Annotated in this window: 19 protein-coding genes; 10 read left to right on the top strand and 9 right to left on the bottom strand. The window is 59.3% G+C overall.

The genetic code is table 11. The features are described 5' to 3' along the window. Window positions 1–192: 192 nt before the first annotated feature. Complete coding sequence (gene phnR, locus AB4N53_RS01565; RefSeq protein ID WP_460117646.1) at window positions 193–906, bottom strand: phosphonate utilization transcriptional regulator PhnR; 714 nt, start codon at window positions 904–906, stop codon at window positions 193–195. 350 nt (window positions 907–1256) lie between these two features. Here phnR and AB4N53_RS01560 point away from each other — a divergent pair, with 350 nt between their 5' ends. From AB4N53_RS01560 to AB4N53_RS01535, 6 genes are all read left to right on the top strand, one after another. Then, the gene (locus AB4N53_RS01560) at window positions 1257–2324 is read left to right on the top strand and encodes an ABC transporter substrate-binding protein (RefSeq protein WP_460117644.1); all 1068 of its coding nucleotides are present in this window, start codon (window positions 1257–1259) and stop codon (window positions 2322–2324) included. Between the two features lie 133 nt (window positions 2325–2457). Continuing rightward, on the top strand, window positions 2458–3264 hold the full coding sequence (locus tag AB4N53_RS01555) for an alkaline phosphatase family protein (RefSeq protein ID WP_460117642.1): 807 nt from the start codon (window positions 2458–2460) through the stop codon (window positions 3262–3264). Between the two features lie 5 nt (window positions 3265–3269). Continuing rightward, window positions 3270–4106 (top strand): ABC transporter permease, encoded by an 837-nt coding sequence (locus AB4N53_RS01550; RefSeq protein ID WP_460125273.1) that lies wholly within the window; start codon window positions 3270–3272, stop codon window positions 4104–4106. Beyond that, complete coding sequence (locus tag AB4N53_RS01545) at window positions 4093–4893, top strand: ABC transporter permease (RefSeq protein ID WP_016773742.1); 801 nt, start codon at window positions 4093–4095, stop codon at window positions 4891–4893. The genes AB4N53_RS01550 and AB4N53_RS01545 overlap by 14 nt, the downstream gene beginning before the upstream one ends. Continuing rightward, complete coding sequence (locus AB4N53_RS01540) at window positions 4890–5879, top strand: ABC transporter ATP-binding protein (RefSeq protein ID WP_460117640.1); 990 nt, start codon at window positions 4890–4892, stop codon at window positions 5877–5879. The genes AB4N53_RS01545 and AB4N53_RS01540 overlap by 4 nt, the downstream gene beginning before the upstream one ends. A 34-nt stretch (window positions 5880–5913) precedes the next feature. Beyond that, window positions 5914–6567: an HAD family hydrolase gene (locus AB4N53_RS01535; protein ID WP_460117638.1), complete on the top strand. Its 654-nt coding sequence runs from the start codon at window positions 5914–5916 to the stop codon at window positions 6565–6567. A gap of 96 nt (window positions 6568–6663) precedes the next feature. Here the strand turns inward: AB4N53_RS01535 and AB4N53_RS01530 are convergent, their stop codons facing one another. Continuing rightward, window positions 6664–7626, bottom strand: a complete 963-nt coding sequence (locus AB4N53_RS01530) for a zinc-binding dehydrogenase (RefSeq protein WP_460117636.1) — start codon at window positions 7624–7626, stop codon at window positions 6664–6666. Between the two features lie 138 nt (window positions 7627–7764). On the opposite strand from AB4N53_RS01530, the gene AB4N53_RS01525 reads away from it, so the two are divergent. Together AB4N53_RS01525 and AB4N53_RS01520 are read left to right on the top strand one after the other, a co-directional pair. Then, window positions 7765–9849: a carboxy terminal-processing peptidase gene (locus AB4N53_RS01525; RefSeq protein WP_460117634.1), complete on the top strand. Its 2085-nt coding sequence runs from the start codon at window positions 7765–7767 to the stop codon at window positions 9847–9849. Between the two features lie 118 nt (window positions 9850–9967). Continuing rightward, window positions 9968–11749, top strand: a complete 1782-nt coding sequence (locus AB4N53_RS01520; protein WP_460117632.1) for a bifunctional diguanylate cyclase/phosphodiesterase — start codon at window positions 9968–9970, stop codon at window positions 11747–11749. Window positions 11750–11860: 111 nt separating this feature from the next. On the opposite strand, the gene AB4N53_RS01515 is transcribed toward AB4N53_RS01520, so the two are convergent. From AB4N53_RS01515 to AB4N53_RS01485, 7 genes are all read right to left on the bottom strand, one after another. Then, a complete protein-coding gene (locus AB4N53_RS01515; RefSeq protein ID WP_460117630.1) occupies window positions 11861–12256 on the bottom strand; it encodes a hypothetical protein in 396 nt (131 codons plus the stop codon). Further along, window positions 12253–16929, bottom strand: a complete 4677-nt coding sequence (locus AB4N53_RS01510) for an RHS repeat-associated core domain-containing protein (protein ID WP_460117628.1) — start codon at window positions 16927–16929, stop codon at window positions 12253–12255. The genes AB4N53_RS01515 and AB4N53_RS01510 overlap by 4 nt, the downstream gene beginning before the upstream one ends. Before the next feature lie 239 nt (window positions 16930–17168). Further along, window positions 17169–17576, bottom strand: a complete 408-nt coding sequence (locus tag AB4N53_RS01505; RefSeq protein ID WP_460117626.1) for an SEL1-like repeat protein — start codon at window positions 17574–17576, stop codon at window positions 17169–17171. After that, a complete protein-coding gene (locus AB4N53_RS01500) occupies window positions 17577–17948 on the bottom strand; it encodes a hypothetical protein (RefSeq protein ID WP_003223109.1) in 372 nt (123 codons plus the stop codon). It lies immediately after the preceding gene. After that, window positions 17945–18286 (bottom strand): helix-turn-helix domain-containing protein, encoded by a 342-nt coding sequence (locus tag AB4N53_RS01495; protein ID WP_150741332.1) that lies wholly within the window; start codon window positions 18284–18286, stop codon window positions 17945–17947. Before AB4N53_RS01495 ends, AB4N53_RS01500 begins: the two co-directional genes overlap by 4 nt. Window positions 18287–18398: 112 nt before the next feature. Further along, the gene (locus AB4N53_RS01490; protein WP_016773733.1) at window positions 18399–18854 is read right to left on the bottom strand and encodes a YkvA family protein; all 456 of its coding nucleotides are present in this window, start codon (window positions 18852–18854) and stop codon (window positions 18399–18401) included. 292 nt (window positions 18855–19146) lie between these two features. Next, window positions 19147–19863 carry an FKBP-type peptidyl-prolyl cis-trans isomerase gene (locus tag AB4N53_RS01485; RefSeq protein ID WP_016773732.1) on the bottom strand — a complete coding sequence of 239 codons (717 nt, stop codon included), beginning with the start codon at window positions 19861–19863 and terminating at the stop codon, window positions 19147–19149. Between the two features lie 269 nt (window positions 19864–20132). Here AB4N53_RS01485 and AB4N53_RS01480 point away from each other — a divergent pair, with 269 nt between their 5' ends. Further along, window positions 20133–21944, top strand: a complete 1812-nt coding sequence (locus AB4N53_RS01480; RefSeq protein WP_460117623.1) for a di-heme-cytochrome C peroxidase — start codon at window positions 20133–20135, stop codon at window positions 21942–21944. Beyond that, window positions 21941–23110, top strand: coding sequence for a catalase family protein (locus AB4N53_RS01475; RefSeq protein WP_460117621.1), 1170 nt, complete (start codon window positions 21941–21943; stop codon window positions 23108–23110). The genes AB4N53_RS01480 and AB4N53_RS01475 overlap by 4 nt, the downstream gene beginning before the upstream one ends. Window positions 23111–23181 lie beyond the last annotated feature (71 nt).

The raw sequence follows: 23181 nt of genomic DNA, 5'->3' as shown, positions 1-23181 counted from the left end.
TGTGGGGGCGCCTTCGCGAGCAGGCTCGCTCCCACAGAACAGCAAAATCAAAAGATCGTCCGATCGCGGCCCGAGCCTTCGGCAACCCCTACACACGATGAGCGTTAGCTCGAGTTCCGCTTTTGATCTGGAGCCCGTCGGCAGGCTGAGCGGAGGGATTGATCCGGGCGTGGGAGCGCAGCGACCAGAAGATCAAACCACATCAACCCCGACGTGAATCGCATCATGCCGCCAAAACTCCAGATCACAATCAATCAACCGCCCATGCTGATCATAATTGACGCGTGCAATCCGTAACCCCGGACTCCCCACCGACACCCGTAACGCCGCCGCTGCATCCACCGACAACGCCGTCGGCACCATCTCGAACCGCACCCGCCCATAGTGCAAATCGTAATGCCGCGCATACAACTCGGTAATCGACTGATTCAAATCGAACTCAAGAATCCCCGGAAAAAACAGCGGATTCAAATAGTGCTCCACGTACAACACCAGTCGCCCATCAATGCGCCGCGAGCGGCAAATCTGAATCACGCTCGACAACGCCGGCAACTGCAACCACGCACACACCGCCGCCGAAGCCGGCTGCAGACGCGCCGAAATCACCTCGGTCGACGGCTCACGCCCCTGCGCACTGACCATCGCGTGAAAATGACTGCGCTGCATCAGGTTGTACGCCAGACGCGGCGGCGACACGAACCAGCCGCGCCGCTCCTCACGATAAATCTGCCCTTGCGCCTCCAATTGCAACAGCGCTTCACGCACAGTGATCCGCGTCGTCCCGAACAACTCGCTGAGCTTGCGTTCAGCGGGCAACTTGCTCCCGGCCGCCAGCAAACCATGATTGATCTGCTCCTGCAGCACCTGACCAATCGCTGTCACCGCTTTCGTTGCCTCATCGCGCATCAACGTTACCTATCTGGACTAGACCAGCACTGTTTCAGGGCAAATCCGGGCGCTGCTCAGAGCGCTTTCGTGTGTTGCAAGCCTAGGCAGTGCAGATGACCGACAGATGACAAAAACTACCCAACGGTCGTTTTCACGGCTTGCAATACATCGGCCAAGTCCCTTGCGTATCGGGCCTGCGTCATGGTCTACGCTTGTTTGGCAACGGCCAATCCCGGGCGGAGAAAAGATCAGCCACAAGGCCATCGACATCAAAATGTCATCCAGCCCGCCTAAATTGGCTCAGGTATTGCTGACCTAGACCAACCCAACCGCAATCGCAGCGTTGAACACGACCAAGGAGCTTCGGAATGAAACAGCTTTTCCTGGCAACACTGTTAGGCTCGACCATTGCAATGTGCAGCGCCGCCATGGCGGCCGACACCGATCTGAAAACCCTAGAAGCCGCTGCGAAAGCGGAAGGCGCCGTCAACAGCGTCGGCATGCCCGATGACTGGGCCAACTGGAAAGGCACCTGGGAAGACCTGGCCAAGAAATACGGCCTGAAACACATCGACACCGATATGAGTTCGGCTCAGGAAATCGCCAAGTTCGCCGCTGAAAAAGACAACGCCACCGCCGATATCGGCGACGTCGGTGCTGCCTTCGGCCCGATCGCGGTCAAGCAAGGCGTGGTGCAACCGTACAAGCCAAGCACTTGGGATCAGATTCCGGACTGGGCCAAGGACAAGGACGGCAACTGGGCACTGGCCTACACCGGCACCATCGCCTTCATCGTCAACAAGAAGCTGCTAAATGGCTCCGAAGTGCCGACCAAATGGGCTGACCTGAAAACCGGTAAATACAAAGTCTCCATCGGCGACGTGAGCACTGCTGCCCAGGCCGCCAACGGTGTCCTCGCTGCCGCACTGGCCAATGGCGGTGACGAGAAAAACATCAAGCCTGCCCTGCTGCTGTTCGCCGACCTCGCCAAACAGGGTCGTCTGTCGATGGCCAACCCGACCATCGCAACCATGGAAAAAGGCGAGATCGAAGTCGGCGTAGTCTGGGACTTCAATGGTCTGAGCTACAAAGCCAAGATGGCCAACCCCGATGATTACGTAGTGCTGATTCCATCCGACGGCTCGGTGATTTCCGGCTACACCACGATCATCAACAAGTACGCAAAAAACCCCAACGCCGCCAAGCTGACCCGCGAATACATCTTCAGCGACGCCGGCCAGACCAACCTCGCCCGCGGCAACGCCCGGCCGATCCGCGCCGAACACCTCCAACTGCCGGAAGACGTGAAAGCCAAACTGCTGCCGAACGAGCAATACAAAAACGTTACGCCAGTCAAGGACGCCGACGCGTGGGAAAAGACCTCCAAAGCCCTGCCGCAGCAGTGGAACGAAGAAGTCATCGTAGAGATGAAGTAATCCTTCATCTGTAGGAGCTGCCGAAGGCTGCGATCTTTTGATCTTGCCCTTTAAAAGCAACATCGAAAGATCGCAGCCTCCGGCAACTCCTACACAGATTGGTTCCAGATTTGTTTTCGGAGTTCTTGCCCCTATGAAGCACAACGTCATCCTTGTCGTGCTCGACGGCCTCAACTACGAGGTTGCGTGTCACGCCATGGGGCATCTGCAGGCTTATGTTGGCGCAGGACGCGCGGCGCTCTATCAACTGGAGTGCGAATTGCCCGCCCTGTCCCGACCGCTTTACGAATGTATCCTCACCGGCGTGCCACCGATCGGCAGCGGCATCGTCCACAACAATGTCTCGCGCTTGTCCAACCAGCGCAGCATCTATCACTACGCCCGCGATGCCGGGCTGAAAACCGCCGCTGCGGCGTATCACTGGGTCAGCGAGTTGTATAACCGCTCACCGTTCGTGGCTGCGCGCGACCGCCACACCGACGATCCGACATTGCCGATCCAGCACGGGCATTTCTACTGGAACGACCATTATCCGGATTCGCACCTGTTCGCCGACGCGGAGAACCTGCGCCTGCGTCATGCGCCGGATTTCCTCCTGATCCACCCGATGAACATCGACGACGCCGGGCACAAGCACGGCCTCGACAGCTCGCAATACCGCAACAGCGCGCGCTCGGCTGACGTCATCCTCGCCGACTATCTGCAGAGCTGGCTCGACGCTGGTTACCAGGTGCTGGTGACCGCCGACCACGGCATGAACAACGATCGTTCGCACAACGGCCTGCTGGCGGAAGAACGTCAGGTGCCGCTGTTCGTCCTCGGCGAGGCGTTCAGCCTCAACCCTGACGCCACACCAACGCAGACCGAGATCTGCGGCACGGTCTGCGAACTGCTCGGCGTACCCCACGACAAACCTGTGTGCCGGGAGCTGCTCAAGTGAATGCCATGAATCGCGGCAAATGGCTCGCGGCGCTGTGTCTGGTGCCTTTCGCGCTGTTCTTTATCGTCTTCGAAATCGCCCCGCTGGTCTGGGTGATGATCAACAGCCTGCAATCGGAAGAGTCCGGCTGGAGCCTGGCCAACTTCAGCAAGATCTTCGGTTCGAAGTTCTATCGGCAGGCAATCCAGTACAGCCTGGAGATCAGTTTCTGGTCGAGCGTATTCGGCATCATCATCGCCGTGCTTGGTGCGTATTCACTACGCCGCGTCGATTCGAAGCTGCGCAACTTCGTGAATGCCTTCGCCAACATGACCAGCAATTTTGCCGGCGTGCCGCTGGCGTTCGCGTTCATCATCCTGCTCGGTTTCAACGGCAGCATCACCATCATGCTCAAGCAGTCGGGGATCATTCAGGACTTCAACCTGTATTCGAAAACCGGCCTGATCATCCTCTACACCTATTTCCAGATTCCCCTCGGCGTGCTGCTGCTCTATCCGGCTTTCGACGCTCTGCGTGAAGACTGGCGCGAGTCCGCCGCACTGCTCGGCGCCAACGGCTGGCAGTTCTGGCGGCACATCGGCCTGCCGGTGTTGACCCCGGCGTTGCTCGGCACGTTCGTGATCCTGCTGGCCAACGCCCTCGGCGCCTACGCCACGGTTTATGCGCTGACCACCGGCAACTTCAACGTTCTGCCGATCCGTATTGCGGCGATGGTCTCCGGCGACATTTCCCTTGACCCGAACCTGGCCAGCGCGCTGGCGGTGGTGCTCGTGGCGCTGATGACCATTGTCACCGTCGTGCATCAATTGCTGTTGAAGAGGAGCTACCATGTCTCGCGCTGAATCCGGCCCGGCCGGCCTCTACCACCGCGTCGTGGTCTATCTGCTGTTCGCCATCCTGTTGTTGCCGCTGCTGGGCACGCTGGTCTATTCGATCGCCAGCAGTTGGTCGGCGACCATTCTGCCGAGCGGCTTCACCTTCAAGTGGTACATCCAGCTGTGGAGCGATCCGCGCTTTCTCCACGCATTCGGGCAGTCGCTGATCGTCTGTGTCGGCGCGCTGGTGTTATCGGTGGTGCTGATCCTGCCGCTGCTGTTTGTCGTGCATTACTACTTTCCGAAACTCGATGCGCTGATGAACATCCTCATCCTGCTGCCCTTCGCGGTGCCGCCGGTGGTGTCCTCGGTGGGGCTGCTGCAGCTCTACGGTTCCGGGCCGATGGCGATGGTCGGCACACCGTGGATTCTGATCGGCTGCTACTTCACCGTAGCGCTGCCGTTCATGTACCGCGCGATCACCAACAACCTGCAAGCGATCAACCTGCGCGACCTGATGGACGCCGCGCAACTGCTCGGCGCCAGCACCTTTCAAGCGGCGTTTCTGGTGGTGCTGCCGAACTTGCGCAAAGGCCTGATGGTGGCGCTGCTACTGTCTTTCTCGTTCCTCTTCGGTGAGTTCGTGTTCGCCAACATTCTCGTCGGCACCCGCTACGAAACCCTGCAGGTGTACCTGAACAACATGCGCAACAGCAGCGGCCACTTCACCAGTGCGCTGGTCATTTCGTATTTCTTTTTCGTGCTGGTCCTGACCTGGATCGCCAACATCTTGAACAAGGACAAAAGCGAATGAGCTACGTCAGCGTCCAACACCTGCAGAAAAGTTATGCCGGCACCACGGTGTTCAGCGACATCGATTGCGAAATCAACAAAGGCGAGTTCGTCACCCTGCTCGGCCCGTCCGGGTGCGGCAAGTCGACTTTGCTGCGTTGCATCGCCGGCCTGACCCCGGTGGATGGCGGCAAGATTTTGCTCGATGGCGTCGACATCGTGCCGTTGAGTCCGCAGAAACGCGGTATCGGCATGGTCTTTCAGAGCTACGCGCTGTTCCCCAACATGACCGTCGAACAGAACGTCGCCTTCGGCCTGCGCATGCAAAAGGTCAACGCCGATGACAGCCACAAGCGCGTCTCTGAAGTGTTGAAACTGGTTGAACTGCACGACTTCGCCAGCCGCTATCCGCATCAACTGTCAGGTGGGCAGTGCCAGCGTGTCGCCCTCGCCCGGTCGCTGGTGACCCGCCCGCGCTTGTTGCTGCTGGATGAGCCGCTGTCGGCGCTCGACGCACGGATTCGCAAACACCTGCGCGAACAGATTCGTCAGATCCAGCGCGAACTCGGCCTGACCACGATCTTCGTCACCCACGATCAGGAAGAAGCGCTGACCATGTCGGACCGGATTTTCCTGATGAACCAGGGAAAGATCGTCCAGAGCGGCGACGCCGAAACCCTCTACACCGCTCCGGTCGATGTATTCGCCGCCGGCTTCATCGGCAACTACAACCTGCTCGACGCAGATGCCGCCTCGAAGCTGTTGCAACGGCCGGTCAACCATCGCATCGCCATCCGCCCGGAAGCCATCGAACTGAGCCTTGACGGCGAACTCGACGCGCAGATCCGCAGCCACAGCCTGCTCGGCAACGTCATTCGCTATCGCATCGAAGCGCGCGGGGTGGAACTGGTGGTCGACGTACTCAACCGCTCCGCCGCCGATCTGCATCCCGACGGACAACGCCTGGCACTTTCCATCGATCCGACGGCCCTGTGTGAGGTAGCCTGATGACTTTGCTGACGTTGAAGAGAGAACTGCACTGATGGCCCTGGCAATTTTTGATCTGGACGAAACGTTGATCCACGGCGACTGCGCCACCCTCTGGAGCGAGCAGATGGGGCGCCTGGGCTGGGTCGATCCCGAGTCGTTCATGCGCAAGAACAACGAACTGATGGACGCCTACAGCCATGGCAAATTACGCATGGAAGATTACATGGCGTTCAGCCTCGAACCGCTGATCGGCCGTACGCCAGAAGAAGTCGAGCACCTGGTCGGGCCGTGGGTTGAAGACTTTATCGAACCGATCATCTTCAGCGACGCGACCAAAACCATCGCCGCCCACCGCAAGGCCGGCGACCGGATTCTGGTGATCTCGGCGTCGGGCACGCACCTGGTCAGACCGATTGCCGATCGACTCGGCATCGACGAGATTCTAGGGATTGAACTGGAAGTCGCGCACGGCGTTTACAGCGGCCATACCGTGGGCACGTTGACCTACCGCGAAGGCAAGATCACTCGCCTGCTGGAATGGCTGGACGCCGAAGAAGAAAACCTCGAGGGCGCGAGTTTCTATTCCGATTCGCGCAATGACTTGCCGCTGCTGTTGAAAGTGGATTTTCCACACGTGGTCAATCCGGATCCGGTGCTGCTTGAGCACGCAGAAAAGGCCGGCTGGCCGATCCACTTCTGGAAATAAAAGCAAAAGATCGCAGCCTTCGGCAGCTCCTACTTTTGGAATGCGTGCCTCTGTAGGAGCTGCCGAAGGCTGCGATCTTTTGACCTTGCTTTGCTGTCAGCTCAAACCCTCATCAATCACCAACACCAACTTGCCCGACACCATATTACTCGCCAGTTCGGCAAACGCCGCCTCGGCATCCTTCACCGCAAACGCCTTGGCCAGTTGCGGGCGCAGTCGCCCTTCGGCAAACAGCGGCCAGACATGCTGGCCCAGATCACTAAGCAGATCCGCCTTGAACTGATCGCTACGGCTGCGCAACGTCGAGCCGAGCAGTTGCACACGCTTGGCCAACACCTGCGCCAGATCCAGTTTCGCCTCGCGACCGCACATCAAACCGATCAACACCCAACGCCCGTCCAGTGCCATCAGCTTGAGGTTCAATGCTGAATAATTGCCGCCCACCGGGTCGAGAATCACGTCGAACGGCCCGAAGTCGCGCAGACTTTCCAGATCATCGGTGCGCACCACACCGCCCTGCGCACCCAATGCTTCGCAGTAAGCCAGACGCTCGGCCGAGCCGACGCTGACCCAGCACGGGTTACCGAAGGCCTTGCACAACTGAATGGCGGCTGAACCGATTCCACTTGCGCCCGCGTGCAGGAGAATTTTCTCACCCGGTTTCAGCGCCGCAAGTTGAAACACATTCAGCCAGACTGTTGCATAAACCTCAGGCAATGCGGCGGCCTCGATCAGCGAAACGCCTTCGGGCACCCGCAGCACGTGCCGTCCGTCGACGACCACTTCTTCAGCCATGCCGCCCCCGGCCAGCAAGGCGCAAACCCGGTCGCCGACCTGCCAGGACGAGCCCGCACCGACTTCGCTGATCACCCCGGAGCACTCAAGGCCGAGCACCTGGCTGGCCCCGGGTGGCGGTGGATAAAGCCCGGCCTTCTGTAATAAATCGGCGCGATTGAGGCCGGCTGCCGCCACACGGATGCGGACTTGTCCTACATCGCACGTAGGACTCGGCTCTTCAACCCATGCCACTTGACCTTCAACGCCTTGCAATGCCTTCACACTGCCTCCATAGTGAGTCTGGACTGAGCCCGAAGCTGTAGCGCCGGGCTTTTTGCATTATGCGACCGGCTCTCAAAGAACCGGCGACTTCAAAGACGGCCTAATATGCGTTATCAATTGTCCCCGCGTCGAATCAGCATGAAGCATCTGCTCCCCAGCACCGCCCTCGCTCTTTTCATCGGTATCGGTCTGTTGCCGGTGTCGGGCACCACATTCGCAGCCAACAGCTGGGACAAGTTGCAGCCTGATCGCGATGAAGTCATCGCCAGCCTGAACGTCGTCGAGTTGCTCAAGCGTCACCACTACAGCAAGCCGCCGCTTGACGATGCGCGCTCGGTGATCATCTACGACAGCTACATCAAGCTGCTCGACCCGTCGCGCAGCTATTTCATGGCCAGCGACATCGCCGAATTCGACAAGTGGAAGACCCAGTTCGACGACTTCCTCAAAAGCGGCGACCTCAACGCCGGGTTCACCATCTACAAGCGCTATCTGGACCGTGTCAAAGCGCGTCTGGACTTCGCCCTTGCCGAGTTGAACAAAGGCGTCGACAAAATGGACTTCAACACCAAGGAAACCTTGCTGATCGATCGCAAGGACGCACCTTGGCTCAAGTCCACCGCAGAACTCGACGACCTGTGGCGCAAACGCGTCAAGGACGAAGTGCTGCGCCAGAAGATCGCCGGCAAAGAGCCGAAGCAGATCCAGGAAACCCTGACCAAGCGCTACAAGAATCAGTTGGCGCGTCTGGACCAGACCCGGGCCGAGGATATCTTCCAGGCGTATATCAACACCTTCGCCATGTCCTACGATCCGCACACCAACTATCTGTCGCCGGATAACGCGGAAAACTTCGACATCAATATGAGCCTGTCCCTCGAAGGCATCGGCGCCGTGTTGCAGAGCGACAACGATCAAGTGAAAGTCGTGCGCCTGGTGCCGGCAGGCCCGGCGGACAAGACCAAGCAGGTCGCTCCGGCCGACAAGATCATTGGCGTTGCCCAGGGCAACAAAGAGATGGTCGATGTGGTCGGCTGGCGTCTGGACGAAGTGGTCAAATTGATTCGCGGTCCGAAAGGCACCGTGGTGCGTCTGGAAGTGATTCCGGCGAGCAATGCGCCGAACGACCAGACCACCAAGATCGTGCCGATCACCCGTGAAGCGGTGAAGCTCGAAGACCAGGCCGTGAAGAAGTCGATCCTCAGCCTGAAACAGGACGGCAAGGACTATAAACTCGGCGTGATCGAGATCCCGGCCTTCTACCTCGACTTCAAGGCCTTCCGTGCCGGTGACCCGGATTACAAGAGCACCACTCGCGACGTCAAGAAGCTGCTGACCGAGCTGCAAAAGGAAAAAGTCGACGGCGTGGTCATCGACCTGCGCAACAACGGCGGCGGCTCTTTGCAGGAAGCCACCGAGCTGACCAGCCTGTTCATCGACAAGGGCCCGACCGTGCTGGTGCGTAATGCCGATGGCCGTGTCGACGTGCTTGAGGATGAAAATCCGGGCGCGTTCTACAAAGGCCCGATGGCGCTGCTGGTCAACCGCCTGTCCGCCTCGGCCTCGGAGATCTTCGCCGGCGCCATGCAGGACTACCACCGCGCGCTGATCATCGGTGGCCAGACCTTCGGCAAGGGCACCGTGCAGACCATTCAGCCGCTGAACCATGGCGAACTGAAACTGACCCTGGCCAAGTTCTACCGCGTCTCCGGGCAGAGCACCCAGCATCAGGGCGTGCTGCCGGACATCGACTACCCGTCGCTGATCGACACCAAGGAAATTGGCGAGAGCGCCCTGCCGGAAGCCATGCCGTGGGACACCATTCGCGCGGCGATCAAACCGGCGGCCGATCCGTTCAAGCCGTTCCTCGCCCAGTTGAAGTCCGAACATGACTCGCGCACCAACAAGGACGCCGAGTTCGTGTTCATCCGCGACAAGCTGGCCCTGGCGCAGAAACTGATGGAAGAAAAAACCGTCAGCCTCAACGAAGCCGATCGTCGTGCCCAGCACGCCGACATCGACGCCAAGCAGCTGGCGATGGAGAACATCCGTCGCAAGGCCAAAGGCGAAGAACCGCTCAAAGAGCTGAAGAAAGAAGACGAAGACGCACTGGCCGCTGCCGAGCCGGACAAGGTCAAACCGGAAGACGATGCCTACCTGAGCGAAACCGGGCGCGTACTGCTGGATTACCTGAAACTGAGCAATCAGGTGGCCAAGAAGTAAGTGATGGCAATTTAGTGATGACGATCCCCGGATCGTCATCAAACAGTCATCATTCTGTCGTGCAATAAAGGACCGGGAGCAAGCGCTCCCGGTCCTTTTTTTATCGCCAGAGACTGCCATGACCACAACCGAACAGCTGAGCGCCTTGAGCTCGATCCTGACTCAAAGCGGTTTACACAGCCTGTTCCAGCCGATCATCTGTCTCTCCGAACGCCGCATTCTCGGTTACGAAGCCCTTACCCGTGGGCCGTCCAACAGCCCTTTGCACTCGCCGATTGCCTTGTTCGCCGTAGCGCGACAGGCTGGGCGATTGAGCGAACTGGAAATCGCCTGCCGCCAAAGCGCCTGCCGCCGCTTCAACGAGCAGCAACTGCCGGGCAAGCTGTTCCTCAATGTCTCACCCGAGTCTTTGCTCGAAGCCGCGCACCAACCGGGCCGCACATTGCAGCTGCTGCAGGACTTGGGGATTGCGCCGAGCCAAGTGGTGATCGAACTCACCGAACAGACGCCGATTGACGACTTTCAGTTACTGCAAACCGCCCTGCACCACTACCGGGCGATGGGCTTTTCCATTGCTCTGGACGATCTCGGTGCCGGCTATTCAAGCCTGCGTTTATGGTCAGAATTGCGTCCGGACTACGTGAAGATCGACCGACACTTCATTGATGGCATTCATCAGGACGCCTTGAAAAGAGAGTTTGTCGGTTCGATTCTGCAAATCGCCAAAGCGTCCCGCGCGCAGGTCATTGCTGAAGGCATCGAGCTACCGGAAGAACTCGCGGTGCTGACTGAAATGGGTGTCGATCTGGTTCAGGGTTATCTGCTCGGCCGCCCTCAGGAACATCCATCCCGCGACGCTCGCGCGCTGATGCCCAAACACGACAGCAGCGCTGCCGCGCTAACCGACGAAGGCAGTGACCTCAGCGCCCTGCTCAACGACCAGCCCGCCGTGCAGCGTGATACACCTACCGCCACCGTCCTGGAAGCCTTCCGCCGCCAGGCCAACCTCAATTCGCTCGCGGTGCTCGACGAACAAGGCCAGCCCTGCGGCATCGTCCATCGCCACTCGCTGTCGGACGCACTGCTCAAACCGTTTGCCACGGACTTGTTTGCACGCAAACCGATCAGCCGCCTGATGAACGATGATTTCCTCGCCGTGGAAATCAGCCAGTCGCTGCAGCAAGTCAGCCGCCTTATCACCAGCCGCGCCCGCCAGCGCATCGAAGAAGACTTCATCATCACCCTCAACGGCAGTTACCTCGGCCTCGGCCGGGTGATCGACGTGCTGAAACTGATCACCGAACTGAAAATCCAACAGGCACGCTACGCCAATCCACTCACCCTGCTGCCGGGCAACGTACCGATCCAGCAATGCCTCACCCGCCTGCTGCAACAGGCCCGCGAATCGATCATCTGCTACGTCGACATTGACAGCTTCAAACCCTTCAACGACATCTACGGCTACGGTCGCGGCGACGAAGTCCTGCTCTGCCTCGCCCAATGCCTCAACGAACGCATCGACCCCACCCGCGACTTTGTCGGTCACATAGGCGGCGACGACTTCCTCCTCGTCCTCGGCCCCGAAGACTGGCGCAAACGCCTCAACCAACTGCTCGACGACTTCCAGAGCCAGTGCCGCCGGTTCTATCGACCTGAACACATTGAGGCGGGATGTTTTATTGCGCCGAATCGCCAGGGTGTGCGGCAGGAGTTTGCGTTGTTGTCGTTATCGATTGGGGTGGTGCATTTGCGACCTGAAGCTTGTGCAACGCTTGATGCCAGCCAGCTTGCGGAGATGGCTTCGCAGGCTAAGCATCATGCGAAGGGGGTTGTGGGGTTTAGTGTGTATTTGCTCGATGCTATAGCGCCTCCGGCCCAGACATCACAGCTAGTTGGTTAAACTCCAGCACAGTAGCGCATCATGAACTCCATGTAGTTCACAATCATAATCTAGCGATCACATGCCCCTCTTTCAAGACACGGAAGGGTAGTAAGTAGTCACGACTAATTCTCAATCTATCGGATAGTCGCAAGCCCAAGGGGGAACGAACAACTCTGGATTGATCCCATTCAATTCAAGAAAGGCATTTATTTCGTCCTCCGTCTCCATTTTTTTCAGTTTTGTAATTGTGGTATCGCTAGCACCAAAACTATCTCTGGTTTCCAAAATATGAACTGGCACGGTGAACTCAATGAAGACGAACTTAGAGCTCTTGGAATCCTCAAGGAAGTCGTAATAGCGTTCTCCTGGGTGCCTATCCATAAAATTCAAGTGATACACAGCATAAATGGCAGCCCATTTCCGAAGCGAACGATCATGCGAAGGCATCTCTTGGGCTATCTCTGTGTAATTTCTAGCTTCCAGCCCCCACCATACTTTTCTAGAAATCACTTTGTGGCTGCTCATTTTTGCTCTCCGAATTGATTCGGCCAATAGATCCTAATCACTTCACCTTTGACTGGATGCAATTGCAGATGTGGATTAGTGCCATGCGGATCACTTGGGTCATGATTCGCCATTGTGACCTTTCTTGTTTTAATATCTGACATTGGAGTGTCATCCCAATGGTAATATTTTTCGGGGCTTTTAACTTTTCTAAAATGCGTTTTCGCAGTTGCTGAATTGAACTCTTCAGCATTTCTGTACCCTTGTCCGGCATATTTCCCCAAGAACAACTCTTCAGCCTCAGCCCTAGTATTGACGGTAACAGATGTCGCGCCTCTATCCAGTGCTTCTGACGCTCGTTTGGTGGAGCTGTTCGACCACGGAATTTCTGGTGCTGACGGCTCTCTGGTATCAACCTTTGCATTCCCGCATGGTGCCGTTGGATTCCCTGTTCCGTCTCCATCTGGCGGGCAGTTGGACGTCAAACCCAACGGATCCACCCACCCCGTCGGATTCGGCACGTACTGGTACTGGTTCAACCCACCCGCCAACTTCACCGGATCCGGCGTCAAATACCGTCCAAGCCTCGGGTCGTAATACCGATGCCGGTTGTAGTGCAGCCCACTTTCAACATCGAAATACTGCCCCTGAAAGCGCAGCGGTTGGTCGAGGTAGTCATCGCCAGCGAGGGTGACGGCGGCGACTTTGCCGTAGGCGTCGTATTGCGCGGACCAGACGATTTCGCCGCTGTAGTCGGTGAGTTCCTGCGGGGTGCCGAGGTGGTCGAGTTGGTAGTAGAACGGGCAGGCCTTTTTCGGGCCTTTGCCATCGAGCATCGCCAGTGGGCGGAAGGTGCCGGGTTCGTAGAGGAAGCTGCGGTATTGGCTGGCGCTGCTTTCGGCGACGAGGTGCTCGCCTTGCCAGAAGAATTCGGTGGTGGCGCCGTCGACGGTTTTGCGGATGCGCCGGCCGAAGGCGTCGTAGTGATAAGTGGCGGTCTGGCCGTCCGGGCGGGTCAGGCCGATCAGGCGGTGCTGGCAGTCGTAGCGGTATTCGGTGACCAGGGTCTGGCCGTGGCCACGGCGTTCGCGGATCAGGTTGCCGAAGGCGTCGTAGTCGTAATGACGGTCGCCCTGCATCAGCAGGCGATTGCCCTTGATCTGCGCAGGGCCCGGGCGGTCCTGCATCAGCAGGTTGCCGGTCGGGTCGTGGGCGAAGGATTCGGGCAGTTCGTCGCGCGAGTGACGTACGCGGATCAACCGGTCGAGGGCGTCGTAGCCGTAGGTGCGCTGGCCGTGGCGGCTGTCGGCAATGTGCTCGAGATTGCCATTGGCGCTGTAGGCGTAATCGCGGCGGTACAGCGAAGCGTGGCGATGACCTACAGCGTGGGCAAGCAAGCGGCCCTGATCGTCGTAGGTATATTCGCTGAGCAGCAGTCCCTGCTGACGTTGCTGTTCGCGACCGGACTGATACACATGCCGCGTCAGCGGCGTGCCATTAAGGTCGATGGCCGATAGCGCACCGCCCTTGGCGTAGTGATAGTCGAGCTTGCTGCTGTCCGGCAGGCGCAGGCGTTTGAGCTGACCGCAGGCGTCATAGGCGTAACGCAAGGTGCCCCAGCCTTGGTGTTCGGTGATCAGCCGATCCTGACGGTCGTACTCGAAGGCCAGCGGATGGTTCTGGCCATCATCGACAGCAACCAAGCGCCCGAGGCGGTCGTAGTCGTAGCGGATCTCGGCGCCATCAGGCAGGGTTTTGACCAGCAAACGCCCGGCCTTGTCGCGCCGGTAGTGGGTGACCAAACTGGGACCGAAATCACCAAACTCGGTCTTTTCCAGCAGATGACCATTGAGGTCGTAGGCGTAGGCAGTCCGACGCCCATCAAACCCGGTTTCCTGTCGGATCAATCCGGTCGGCGTGTAATCCAGTCGGTATTTTTCGCCCGATTCGTTTTCAATCTCGGTCAGCAACAGCCGCGCATGGTCATAGCGATACTGCACGCGGGTGCCGTCGGGGTTGATCCGTCGTGAGACCAGGTGCAGGTCGTCGTCATATTCATAACGGGTGATACGACCGAGCTCGTCACGTTCAGCGGTGATCTGGCCGTAGGCGCCGTAGCTGTAGGCGCGCGTGCTGCCCGTAGGAGAAGTCGTCAGGATCAGTCGGCCGGCGGCGTCCCACTGCTGACGGCTGACAACACCCAATTCGTCCTGAGTGGTAATCCGCCGGCCCAGCGCATCGTAGGAAAAGCGCCGCACGCCGCCATCGGGCAGGGTTTCTTCGATGAGCTGGCCGAGCTCGTTCCACACCCAGCGATGGCGGCTGCTGTCCGGATAACGCAGCGACAGCAATTGGCCGCGCAGGTTGTAGTAGTAATGGGTGACCTGGCCGTCGGGATCGACCGCTTCGGTCACGGCGCCTTCGGCGTTGCGCCGGTAGATCCACACTGCGTCGCCTCGGCAACGCTTGTAGAGAAAACCGTTGCGGTACTCGTAGGACGTTGGCGCCTCGTCCGGCGGAATCAGCGCGATCAGCCGTCCGACTTCGTCATAGCGGTATTCGGTAACCGCGCCCAAAGCATCCTGCTCGGCGATCAACCGGCCTTGCTGGTCATAGGCCTTGAGCTGCTCGCCGCCATCCGCCGCGACCTGCCGCACTAAACGCGCGCGCTCGTCGTGGACGTAGACTTCTTCGGTGCCGTCGACGTAATGCACGGTCACGCTGGCGTCGTCATCGTTCCAGACGTAACGGGTGTTCATCTGCGAGAACGACGCCCAGTGCCGCACGCAGCGCGCGGCTTTGCCCTCGCGTTGCCACTCCCAGAAGAAGCTGGCGCCGCCGGTCAGCTGGCGCTGGAGGATGACGTGGTGGTCGTCGTAATCGTAGCGCTCGCTGTCGCCGACCGCGTTGGTCGCGGTCAGCAGCCGTTGCCGGGCATCGAAGCTGTAGGCGGCGAGGTTTTGCTCGGTGATCCACTCGCCCTGAACGAACACCTGATACTCGACCGCCACCAGCTGCGCGCGGTCATAACCCAACAGCAATGAGCGGCCGGCGCCGTTGTCCAGACGCTGAATGCGGTCGGAGCGATCGCGTTGCAGGGTCAGACGATTGCCGTAGACATCGCTGATTGCCGTCAGCCGGCCGGCGCGAAAGTGATAAAACCGCGCACTGTCGCCGGCCGACGCCAGAATCAGTTCTTCCGGCTCATCGCCGAGAAAGATCGCCGCCCGCGACAGGCTGTTGTGAATCGCCGGGCGCGCGACGTTTGGCAGGGGAAAGCGGGTACGGCGGTTCTCGTGGTCGATCCAGGTCACGCCATCGCCGTCGAAGGCCAGCCGATGGGCCAGCGTATGGCTCCAGCCGAAACCCAAACCGATATCGATCTCGACCGCGCTGCTGCGGTACAAACGGGTGAACTCGAAGGGCAGCACGCCATCGAGCACCGCGTCGGTCAGGGTCAGCAGTTCTTCGCCGGTGACCATCGACACCGGACAGCCGTTTTTGCAGGTGTTGGGCACGCAGTCGGCGGCATCGCCGTTGGGGTTTTTCGCTTGATCGGGGACGTCGTCGTGCTGTTCGTCTTTCTTCAACATGGCGTTGCGCTTGGCATCCCAGCGCAACTGCAACCGGCCCTTTTTCACCCCGGCGGCGATGCCGCGCGCGGCAACGGCTTTGTAGCGGTCGACGTATTCAATGAAGGTGCTGACGATGCTGAACAGCGCCCTGACCAGACGCTTGGCGACGTTGAACAACTGCGCTGCACGGTCAGCCAGACGTAGCGTCAGGTAAGCGATCCCCGCCCCTGCACCGACAAAGGTCAGCACCACGCTGACCAACACATCGATGATCAGTTGCACGATCATCATCGACGCCGCTTCAGCAGACTTGCCGGCAATCTCACTGGGCGGCAGCATGTCCAGCCACAGGCTCGCCGACCGCAGCAGCAAGCACATCGCCGCCTCGTCACTGACCAGCAACTGCAGCTTTTCCATGAGATCAGGCGCGGTCTGTGCCAGCTCGATCAGATCAGCCGCGCCGCTGCCTAGACGCTCGGCGAACTTGCCGGGGTCCTGAAGAATTTCCGAGAGCAGACCGAGGCTGTCCCATACCCCCTCGATGGCCGCCCAACTGCCGGCGAGCATGCCGTTGCTGGCTGTGGTCGCCACCGATTGTGGCCACTGCGGCTTGAAACCCTGCCACTCGCTACGCAGCCAGCCGTCCAGCTCGCCGGTCAAACCGTCATAGGATTTGAACAGCTCCGCGACTTGGTTGGAGGTGACAGCGCTGTGCACAAGAACGCGGTAGAACCTGCCCTCTTCGCCTCTGAATTCACCCTTGCCCTGCTGATCAAGAGTGACCGGGCTGGTCTTGCCGCTATCCACGTCGACCACATCGACGGAAATGTTGCCTAGCGGGATGTCGTAGACCGATTCGAACTTGCTCTCGATCTGCATGAGCGCGCCCTGCGGGCACTGGACGACGCTGGAAGAAAACTCCTCGTCGCTGCTACTGACCGCCGTGCTGCGATCGCCGAAGCGAATGATCCGCTCCATACCCACCAGCGATGGCAGGTCTGCTGCCTCGCTGATCTGGTCCACCCTGCGACTGAGCCAGTGATCGAGCTGTTTGCGGTAGAGGCTGAGCGTTTGCGGGAAGCTGTCGAGTTCCTGCTCGATGCGCGCGATGGCTTCCATCAACACACGCGAGCAAACAAGGTGGGCTGAAAAACGGGCTGAAGCATGAGCGGTCCCTCGCGCAAGAAATTAGTCGCGGGAACTGTGCGGGGGATCAGAAAGGAAAGAAGTCAGGCGAGTAGGTAAAGGATGTAGGACTAATCTGCAATTCAACATCAAGCGAAAAACGTGCAGGCAGAAACGTAAACGCGGCGTGAGGAAAACCTCGCGCCGCGTTTACTTAGAAGACATACATGGAATTACTGCGTTGAATCACCAGCCATCAGCTGTTGCAGCTTCAGCTCGGCCAACGGGTGCCCGGCCTTGGCGGCCATGCTCCACCAACGAGCCGCTTCAGCGGGATCCGGTGCTTTGCTCGGCGTACCGGCGAGACTGATGACGCCGACTTGATAAGCGGCTTTGCCGTCACCGGCCAACGCCGCCAGCCGCAGTAAACGCACGCCTTCTTCACGCGCGCCCAACCCGACGCCGCGAAAAGTCAGAATGTGCCCATAAAAGCTTTGCGCACCGACATCGCCGAGGTTGGCCATGCGCGCGAACTGGCCTTCAAGCCAGCGCCAGCCACGCGGCTGGCGAACGAACCACGACCAACGAAAAAGCCTGCGCGCCAGCCAGTAACCGGCCCGCGCCTTGAGCCGCAGAAACACTCAGGCCTCCGCCGATTCCGGGTATTCGTATTCGAAGACGCGGACCACTTCCGACGCATGCCAGGACGCGGCAGCAACGCCGTCCGACGGCCCGGAAAAGCGCCCCAAACGCTCGACACATTCAAAAAACCCGGTACGCGGCAAACGACTCGCGCCCTGACTGATGACCAGCGAACTGCGCAACGGCTGTTCGGCTTTGGCATCCAGTGCGGCCAGATGCTCAAGCGCAGCCGTCAGCGTCTGCATCGCCGGCGTCGGCAGCTGCAAACGTTCAAGCAGGGCTCGATAGGTAAGAAGATGGCGCTGGCGGCGCGCCTGATCCAGTTCCCCCAGCAATCCGTCCCAATGTTGACGGCTGATGCGTACGCTCACGATTCATCCCTCCAACCTGGCACCGTCAGTTCCCAGGCCAGGCTGCGGCGAATCGCGGCGTCGGGCTGACGCTCACCACTTTCGATCATGGCCAGATAAGACGGGCTGATGCCTACCGTGCGGGCCAGCGCCTCGATGGCGATGCCCTTCCCTTCGCGCAAACTGCGTAATTGATCCAGACCCGGAAGAATCGGCTCCGGCGAGGCGGCGAGCGGCGCTGCTGGCTGCGGCGCCGGTGTTGCGTTGATCCCTGCTGCTTTCAATAGAGCCTGATATTGAGCCCACGGCAGAACCGCGTATTCGGGTTCGCCATCGCGTGCAATTATCTGAATATCCATGACTACCCCGTAGGACAACACCACTTAGCGAGTCGGCACTTTTCCCTAGAAGTGTAATCCTAACAGCGGCTAAGGTCGCGAGTGGTATCTATCTGTAGGCAGTCTTGGTCAGTCAGGGCTTTTTCGGGCCTTGCAGCTGCAATTGTTCAGGGGTATCGGGGAGGCGTTCAACCACCGCCAGCTTCTCGGGTTGCTGACGCTTGCGCCACAGGCGGAAGGCGTTGAGCTCGTCATCGAGGGTTTTCATCAGCCAGGCGAGGACAGCGATGTCATCGAGCATGCCGAACATGGGGATGAAATCCGGAATGGCATCCACCGGGCTGAGGAAATACATCAGGCCCGCCACCACCGAAATCAGTGACTTGGCACTGATCGCGCGATACTCGCCACGCCAGTAGGCCAGGCACAGCGACTGCAGCAAGCGCAGATCATCCTTGAGTTTGCCCAGACGATTGCCTTGCGCGGCGCCTTTGCTAGCCACGGCAAACAGCAGGGTTGGCAGACGTCCACGGGCCAGCAGACGGCCGGCCAAGGGCAGGAATCGAGCGAAATTCCACGGAGCTTTCATCTATTCTTCCCGTTGAAATGTTATCCACACAAATTGTGGATAACCTTGTGAACAGAGCTGCATTTCAGCGCTGAAAGCCCCGTTTCATAAGGGCTGCGCTTAGATCGGGCGTTTTTTACTCACATAAAAAAGCCCAATATTTCATTGACTTGGCGGCTCAGGGCGTCTAGCGCGGGCAGCCTCAAAGCTATGACTGTGTTGAACGGCGTCAGTTCGCTCTGTTTACCTTCCTCAACCTCCAGATGCAACAACGCCCCGCATAAGCGAGGCGTTGTTTTCGAGCCGTTGCGTGTTACTTGGCAGCGGCGTCTTCTTTGGCTGGATCCTTGATGGCCAGCAGTTCCAGGTCGAAAACCAGAACCGAGTTGGCCGGGATTGCCGGGCTTGGCGACTGAGCGCCGTAAGCCAGATCGCTAGGGATGTACAGTTTGTACTTCTCGCCAACGTGCATCAGTTGCAGACCTTCAACCCAACCCGGGATCACGCCACTGACTGGCAGATCGATCGGGCTGCCGCGCTCCACGGAGCTGTCGAACACGGTGCCGTTGGTCAGCTTGCCGGTGTAATGAACAGTGACGACATCAGTCGGCTTAGGCTGTGGGCCATCGGCTTTCTTCACTACTTCGTACTGCAGGCCGGAAGCGGTGGTGGTGACACCGGCTTTCTTGCCGTTTTCTTCGAGGAATTTCTTGCCGGCGGCTGCCGACTCTTCGCTCATCTTGGCCATACGCTCCTCAGCACGCTTTTGCAGCGAGGCGAAGGCTTCGACCAGTTCTTCATCTTTCAGCTTCTGTTCTTTCTTGCCAACGGCATCTTCGATGCCCTGGGCTACCGCTTTGGAGTCCAGATCATCCATGCCTTCCTGGGCAAGGCTTTTGCCCATGTTCAGGCCGATGCCGTAGGAAGCTTTTTGCGCCGGGGTTTTCAGCTCTACGCTGGTCTGCGAGTCACAACCCGCAAGTACCAGGCTAACCAGGGCTACCGCCGCCGCCAACCGATGCTGTTTCATGCTATTTCCTTGTTCATGCGCCGAATGGGCAATCGAGTAAAGCCGCGAGCTTATCAGGCCGCCACGACCAATGGCTACCGGCATGAGAGCAGGAATCTTCCGATAAGTTCAGGGATTAAAACGCATTTGGACGATGGCTGGATGAAGCTTCTGTCATCCGTGGACGACAAGGGTCGTCGTCACTTGCCGCAGCTTCTGGCGTAATGGCCACTTGCCCAGCCAGCGCCGCTCAGGCATAACATCGCAACAATTCGACAAGGATGTTCAACTTGCGCCTCTTATCCCGCGTTCTCGCTCTGGTGATCGTGCTGGCGGTAATCGCCCTTGCCGTCATCGTCTATTACGTCGCCAACCCGAAATTGCCCTTCTACACCCCACCCCAGCAGGTGCGTTACCTGAATCAGTGGAGCGAAGCGCAACGCCAGACTTACTACTTCACGCCGCAGGGCACGCAAGTCAAAGGTCTGCGTTACGAGTGGTTCCAGGCCTTGGAATTGCCTTTCTCTGAACAGCGCTTCGCCTCACCCGAATACCTCGCCCGTTTCGGCTTCCTGGTCGATCCGCAGCAAAGAGCTAACGCGAACAACCCCGGCAACCTCCCCGTCGGTTTCGCCCGACACCAGAATCCCGGCAACGCTTCAGAGCACTATCTGGACATCACCTGCGCCGCTTGCCACACCGGCGAGTTGCGCTTCAAAGGTCAGGCCGTGCGCATCGATGGCGGTACCGCGCAACATGTATTGCCTTCCAGCGTTCCTACATTGCGTGGTGGCAGTTTCGGACAGGCCTTGGTCGCCAGTCTGACCTCGACCTACTACAACCCGTGGAAATTCGAGCGCTTCGCCCGTCAGGTGCTCGGAGACGATTACGAAGCGCGCCGCGAACAGTTGCGCAGCGAGCTCAAGACCTCGCTGAACACCTTCGTCAAAGTGGCGTGGAACGACACCCATCGCGGCCTCTATCCGACCGAGGAAGGACCCGGGCGCACCGATGCGTTCGGCCGGATTGCCAACGCGGCATTTGGCGATGCGATTTCCCCTGCCAACTACCGCGTAGCCGATGCCCCGGTGGATTATCCGCAACTGTGGGACATGTGGACGTTCGACTGGGTGCAGTGGAACGGCTCGGCCCAGCAGCCAATGGCGCGCAATATCGGCGAGGCGCTCGGCGTCGGTGCCACGCTGAACTTCTTCGATGGCAACGGCCAGCCGCTACAAGGCGCTGAGCGCTATCCCTCCAGCGTGCGCGTACGTGATCTGCACGCCATCGAAGAAACCTTGCAACAACTGAAGCCGCCAACCTGGCCGGAAGATCTGTTCGGTGCGATCGACAAGCCGTTGGCCGCCAAGGGCCGCATGCTGTTCGCGGAAAACTGCGCCGGCTGCCATGTCCCGCGCCAATCCCAAGAAGGCGAACGCTGGGTTCAGCACCTGCACATGCTGCCGTTAGACGTGATCGGCACCGATCCCAATGCGGCCAACAACATCGCCAGTCACCGTTTCGACCTGCGTGCACTGCAATGGGATGTCAAAGAACTGGAAACGATGGACGTCAAACTGCACCCCGCCCCCAAGGAGCCGCTTGATCTGAGCCAATTGTCGGTGGCCAAGGGCCTGGCTTACGTCACCGCGTTTGTAGAAAAACGGGCCTATCAAGAAGCGAACATCACGCCGGAAGAAAAACCGCGCATGGATGGTTTTGGATTGCCAATCGGCGTGCGCGAAAAAATCGCTTACAAGGCCCGACCGCTGGCAGGCGTGTGGGCGACTGCGCCGTTTCTGCACAATGGTTCGGTGCCGAGCATCTATCAGTTGCTGTCACCGCAGGATGAGCGCGCGCCAACCTTCTATAAAGGCACGCTCGAATACGACCCGCGCCATCTCGGCTATCGCACCGAGGCTTTCGCCAACGGGTTTCTGTTCGACACGCGCATCAGCGGCAACCGCAACAGCGGCCACGAATTCCGCGCCGGCGCTCGCGGCAACGGGGTGATCGGCCGACTCCTGCAACCCGAGGAGCGCTGGGCGCTGCTCGAATACCTGAAAGTATTGGGCGGACCACTGGAGGCGCAGTTGCCATGATCATGCCGACATTCAAAAAGGAACTGCCGCCACTGGCTCGCTTCTGGCTCTGGTTGGGGCGTCTGCTTGGCAAGACGCTGCTGATCCTGCTGGTCATCGCCCTGCTCGGTTGGGCCATCGCCACCGCGTGGTTTGCCTGGCAGCATCGGGGGCCGGTATCTGCACAGGAACAGATTCCAGCGGGCGAAACGGCGATGACCCAGGACGTCATTCAAACCGCAGTGCGCATCGTCGACCAGCACCGCGAACCCACGCGTTATCTGCGCGATGCCCACGCCAAGGCGCATGGCTGCGTGAAGGCGCAAGTGCAGGTTTTACCGGAACTGGCGCAATCGCTGCGACAGGGTGTGTTCAGCGAGCCGGGCAAGACCTGGCAAGCGCTGATCCGGTTGTCCAACGGCAATGCCTACCCCCAATTCGACAGCATTCGCGACGCGCGCGGGATGGCGATCAAGTTGCTTGAGGTTCCTGGCACGCAACTGCTCGGCAATCGCCAGGACCAGCATGAACAGGATTTCGTGATGTTCAGCCATCCGAACTTCTTTGTCAGCGATGTCGCCGAGTACCGTCAGAATGTGGCGGCGCAGGCCGACGGCAGGAAGGTCATGGCGTTTTTTCCAACATGGGATCCGCGCACCTGGCAGGTCCGTCATCTGCTTATCGCGTTGGCTACGCTGTCAGCGCCGCCGGACAGCCCGACCGCGACTACCTACTTCTCGGTATCGCCTTACAAGTTCGGTGAGGCCAATGCCAAGTTCCGCGTTGTGCCGGCCCCAGACAGTTGTCCGGCGTATACGCTGCCCAAACAGAATCACGACCTGCCGAATTTCCTGCGCAGCGCATTGAATCAGCAGTTGTCGACGGATCGGGTGCCGGCGTGCTTCGCCCTGCAGATCCAGCGCCAGGACGCGAACAAGTACATGCCGATTGAGGACACCAGTATCGAGTGGCGTGAGCAGGATGCACCGTTTGAAACGGTGGCGCGGATCACTCTGCCTGCACAGGACTTCGATACGCCGGCGCTGAATCTGCAATGCGACAACCTGTCGTTCAACCCATGGTTCGGCATCGAGGCGCATCGGCCGATTGGCGGGATCAATCGCTTGCGCAAGGCGGTGTACGAGGCGGTGAGCGAATATCGGCATGCCCGCAATGCGGCGCAGTAGCGCGGCGATTTTATAAATCGCAGACAGCAAAAAGCCCGCACAAGGCGGGCTTTCCGTGGTGTCTGGCGTTC

The organism is Pseudomonas sp. H3_E04 (genome assembly GCF_054668915.1).
This window is presented reverse-complemented; position numbering and strand designations above follow the sequence as displayed.